The organism is Novosphingobium organovorum, assembly GCF_022832435.1.
Classification (GTDB): domain Bacteria; phylum Pseudomonadota; class Alphaproteobacteria; order Sphingomonadales; family Sphingomonadaceae; genus Novosphingobium; species Novosphingobium organovorum.
In genome coordinates, this window is record NZ_JALHLF010000177.1 from 1 (window position 1) to 4,922 (window position 4,922).

Annotated in this window: 3 protein-coding genes; all 3 read left to right on the forward strand. The window is 67.9% G+C overall.

Translation table 11 applies throughout. The features are described 5' to 3' along the window. Positions 1 to 108 precede the first annotated feature (108 nt). Positions 109 to 1,002: a TonB-dependent receptor plug domain-containing protein gene (locus MTR62_RS19960; protein WP_456152716.1), complete on the forward strand. Its 894-nt coding sequence runs from the start codon at positions 109 to 111 to the stop codon at positions 1,000 to 1,002. Further along, positions 921 to 2,333 (forward strand): TonB-dependent receptor domain-containing protein, encoded by a 1,413-nt coding sequence (locus MTR62_RS19965; protein ID WP_244024240.1) that lies wholly within the window; start codon positions 921 to 923, stop codon positions 2,331 to 2,333. The genes MTR62_RS19960 and MTR62_RS19965 overlap by 82 nt, the downstream gene beginning before the upstream one ends. Before the next feature lie 199 nt (positions 2,334 to 2,532). Then, on the forward strand, positions 2,533 to 4,830 hold the full coding sequence (locus MTR62_RS19970; RefSeq protein WP_244024242.1) for a TonB-dependent receptor: 2,298 nt from the start codon (positions 2,533 to 2,535) through the stop codon (positions 4,828 to 4,830). Positions 4,831 to 4,922: the final 92 nt, after the last annotated feature.

The following is a 4,922-nucleotide window of genomic DNA, read 5'->3' on the forward strand; positions in this document are numbered from 1 at the left end:
GCGGGCGAGGGGAGCCCGCGCCCGGTGGCGCTGTCGCTGGCGCCGCATCCCCCGCTCGAACTGGTGGTGACGGCGATGCGCCGCCCCACGCTGCTGGCCGATACGCCGATGAGCCTGATCGCGCTGCCCGGCGCCGATCTGGCCCGCCACCGGGTCGAGGGGCTTTCCGACCTTTCGGGCGAAGCGCCGAGCCTTTCGGTCAACGGCTGGGGGGCGGGCTACAACCGCGTGTCGATGCGCGGGGTCTATGCGCCGGGCGAGCCGACGGTGAGCGTCTACTACGGCAACGTGCCGGTAACCGGGCCGGGCGGGACGACCACCGATCCGGGGCTGATGACGCCGGACCTGCTGCTCACCGATGTCGAGCGGGTCGAGGCCTTGCGCGGGCCGCAGGGCACGCTGTTCGGAACCAGCGCGATGGCCGGCACCGTGCGCATCCTGTTCGAGACACCCGATCTCGACCGGGCGGGCGGGCGGATCGAGGCGGAAGGTTCGGTCTCGGGTGGGGGCGGCGATGGCAGGCGCGTTTCGGGGGTGTTCAACCTGCCGCTGGTGGAGGGGCAACTGGGCCTGCGCGCGGTGGCCTACGACGAACGCCATGGCGGCACGATCGACAATCGGGTGCTGGGGCTTTCCAACACCGATGGCCAGCGCCGCCGCGGCGGGCGGCTGGCGCTGCGCTGGCAGGGCGCGGGGGGCTGGCGGCTCGATGCGACCGCGATCTACCAGACCAGCGCGACGGGCGATAGTTCCGCGCAGGTGCCGGGGGCCGGGCGGGACACCTCGACGCTGGCGGTGCGCCTGCCGTTTCGCGACCGGTTCTGGCTTGCCAGTCTGGATGGGCATGGCGCGATCGGGACGATCGGGCTGGACATGACGCTGGCGCACACGCGCTGGACGCNGACACCTCGACGCTGGCGGTGCGCCTGCCGTTTCGCGACCGGTTCTGGCTTGCCAGTCTGGATGGGCATGGCGCGATCGGGACGATCGGGCTGGACATGACGCTGGCGCACACGCGCTGGACGCCGCATCGCCGGATCGATGATACGGTGGTGATGCAGTCCTACCTTGGCAGCGCGAGCGGCTGCGCGAACTACTTCGCGCTGGGGGGCGCGGCCTGCAACGCGGCGCAGCAGGAGAGTTTCGATGGCTTCGTGCGCGCTTCCGGCCCTGCGGTGCTCGACCAGCCGTTCCAGGTCGATTCCACGCTCGCCGAGCTGCGCGCATCGGGGACCGGATCGCTCGACTGGACCGCCGGGGCCTACGCCGCGCAGCGCATCGATCGCGGTGAGACCCAGACCTATCAGGTCGACACCACGAGCGGCTTGCCTCTGGCGGACGCGGTGTCGAGCTACAAGCGCGATTTCCGCACGCGCCTGCTCGACTATGCGCTGTTCGCCGATGGCACGCTCGACCTGCAGGGGGGGCTCTCGCTGGCGCTGGGCGGGCGCTATTTCCTCTACCGGCGCGCGGCGCGCGGCACCGTCTCGCTGCCCAGCCGCATCGTCGAACCCTACACGGCCAGTTCGTTCGACGCGCACTACCGCGCGCACGGTTTCGTCGGGCGGGCGCGGATCGACCTGCGCCCGGGCCACGGGGTGCTGGCCTATGCCCAGGTCGCCAGCGGCTTTCGTCCCGGCGGGATCAACGTGGTGCCCGGCCTGCCCGACGCCGATGCCTCCTACCGCGATGACCGGCTGGTCAATTTCGAGCTGGGCACGCGGGTCACGTTGCCCGAGGCCGGGCTGCACGTCGACCTGACCGGGTTTCACCAGCTGTGGTCGCACATGCAGTACGGCGCGACGAGCACCGATGGCGGCTACAGCTTCATTACCAATCTGGGGGCGGCGCGCATCTCGGGGGTGGAGGCCTCGGTCAGCTGGGAGGGGCTTGCCGGGCTCAGGACGCGGCTGGCCGCCACCTACACCGACGCGCGCCTTTCGCGCGATCAGGACAGCACGGCGGCCACCGCGTCGGGCCGCAAGGGCGATCGGTTGCTCTACGTGGCGCCGCTCGCGGTCAGTTCGAGCCTGTCGTACGAAACCGCGATCGGGGCGGGCTTCGCGCTCGAGGGCGGGCTCGACGCGCGCTATGTCGGGCCAAGTTACAGCGCCTTTCCCGACAGCACCCAGCTTACCCGCCTGCGCATGGGTGACATGGTGACGCTCGATGCCGATCTTGGTGTTTCGCGAAAGGCCGACCGGCTCTCGTTCTTCGTCGAGAACCTGACCGGGACACGCGCGGTCGTCTGGGCCGGGACGGTGATGGGGACCGACACGGTACGCCGCACCCGCCGCCGGCAACTGGGCCTGCGTTACAGCCGCACGTTCTGAGCGGGCGCCGGGCGGGCGGCGGTAGCCCGGCTTCGGGTCGGTGCGCGCAGGCTGTTCTTTTCCAAAAAATGTTCACCAGGCGAATGAGGGGGTTCGCCAGGGCCGCGTCCACAGGGACAAGGCGGCCGGTTCCTTTCGAGAGCCGCCAAGGGGAGGGGGCGACCGGGCGGGCGCCACAAAAGGAACAGGGATTGCTAGAATGAGAAAAGTCATATTCGGCCTGACCGGCATCATCAGCGCGCAGCTCTTGCTGGCGACTTCGGTTCAGGCGCAGGACGAGGGGGCCGGCAAAACGGCCAGGCCCGCCGCCCAGCAGCCCGAGGGCGAAATCGTCGTCACTGCGCTGCGCCGCAGCACGACCGTGCAGAGCACGCCGCTCTCGATCGTTGCGCTCGGCAGCCAGGACCTTGCCCAGACCGGCTCGACCCAGCTCAACGACTATTTCCGGCAGATCCCCAACCTCAACGTGACCAGCTCGGTGATGGGCTCGAGCCGCATCTCGATCCGTGGCATCAACGCCGCAGGCGAGGCGACGGTGGGCCTCTACTACGATGAGACGCCGGTCACCGGTCCTTCGGGCACGACGCAGGATTCGGGCGCGGTGGCCGCCGACCTCAACCTCTACGACGTCGAGCGGGTCGAAGTGCTGCGCGGCCCGCAAGGCACGCTCTACGGCGCCAGTTCGATGGCCGGCACGCTGCGGGTCATTTTCAACAAGCCCAACTACGACGAATACGAGGCCAGCTCCGAAGCGCAGGTCACCTCGACCAAGGGCGGCAACGCGGGCTACTTCGTGCGCGGCATGGTCAACGCGCCGATCGTCGCCGACACGCTCGCGGTGCGCGTGGTGGGCTATTACGAGAAGAAGCCCGGCTACATCGACAACGTGACTTACGGCACCAAGAACATCAACGACAGCACCAACTGGGGCCTGCGCGGGCTGATCGGCTGGAAGCCCGACGATGCGACGACGGTGACCGGCACGGTGGTCTACCAGCGCGGCAAGGCCGACGACCAGCAGGGCTGGTATCCCAGCGTCGGGCACTACAAGACCGATTCGGCGGCCCAGCTGCCGTTTACCTCGAAGATGCAGCTCTACAACCTCAAGGCCGAGCGCGACCTGGGCTTCGCGACGCTGACCGGGACGGGCAGCTATTACGACTACAGCTACATCCGCACGTACGATTTCAGCCCGATCGTCACCGCCTATTCCTATTCGACGGCGGCTTGCGCGGCCTACTACGGCCAGTCGAGCGCCTGTTCGTCCACGCAGATGTCGGCCTACACCGCCAACGGCCTGTCGATGAACCCGGTGGTGCTCTACCAGCCCGCCTACGTCCACTCGCAGACCTACGAGGCGCGGTTGTCCTCGAACGAGGGGCGCGGGCCTTCGTGGCTCGACTGGACCGTGGGGTTCTACTACGAGAGTCGCAAGGACCACATCGATTCCAACTCGGTGAGCGAGGACGCTACCGACGGATCGCTGATCTACCCGATCGAGCCGCTGTCCTACCGCTACGTCGAGACGCATGAACGCCAGATCGCGGGCTTTGGCGAAGCCTCGGTCAAGCCGGTCGACGGGCTCACCCTGACGGCGGGCACGCGTTACTACGACTACCGCAAGACGACGCTGGGCGAATCGTACATCACCAACGTCTACACCGGCTCCTCGCAGGCCGATTACAGCTCGGCCACCACCAACGCCAACGGCTGGCTCGCCAAGTTCAACGTGAGCTACCAGATCACCCCCACGCTGATGGTCTACACCTCCGCCTCGAAGGGTTTCCGCCCCGGCGGCGTCAACAACATTCCCGGCCTCGCCGCCAACCTCGTCTCCTACAAGGCCGACAGCCTGTGGGACTACGAAGTGGGCGTGAAGTCGAGCTGGCTGGACAACGCGCTGGTGTTCAACGCCACCGTGTTCGACATCGAGTGGAGCAACATGCAGACCTCGGCGACCACTGCGGACGGCGCCTATGCCTTCCTCACCAACGCGGGCCACGCGCGCGCCAAGGGCTTCGAGGTCGACATGACGGCGCGGCCCTATATGGGCGTGACGCTCAAGGGCGCGCTGGGCTACACCGACGCGCACCTGACCGAGGACCAGTCGAGCGACGCGGTGCTCATCACCAGTTCGACCGGGCTTGCCGGTGATCGTATTCCCAACACGCCCGACTGGACCGCATCGGCTTCGGCGGCGTACAACTGGGCGCTCACCTCGCAACTGGGTGGCCTGCTGCGCGCCGACTTTGCCTATACCGGCAAGCAGCAGAGCGCGTTCCATGAAACTGCGGCGTACTACAACGCCTATGGCGACTACGCGACGCTCAACCTGCGCGCGGGCGTCGAGGGGGATCGCTGGGGCGCTTACCTCTTCGTCAACAACGTCACCGATACGACCGGCAACGTCGCGGTTGCCAGTGGCTATGGTTACAGCGGTTTGACCTTCTCGATCACGCCGCGCACCGTCGGCCTCAATCTCAGCTACAAGATGTAAGGGAAGCTTCGAAGATGAAACACGCACTCTTTACGCGCGCCGCGAGCCTGGCGGCGCTGGCCGGCGCGCTGACCGCGACCCTGGGCGCGGCG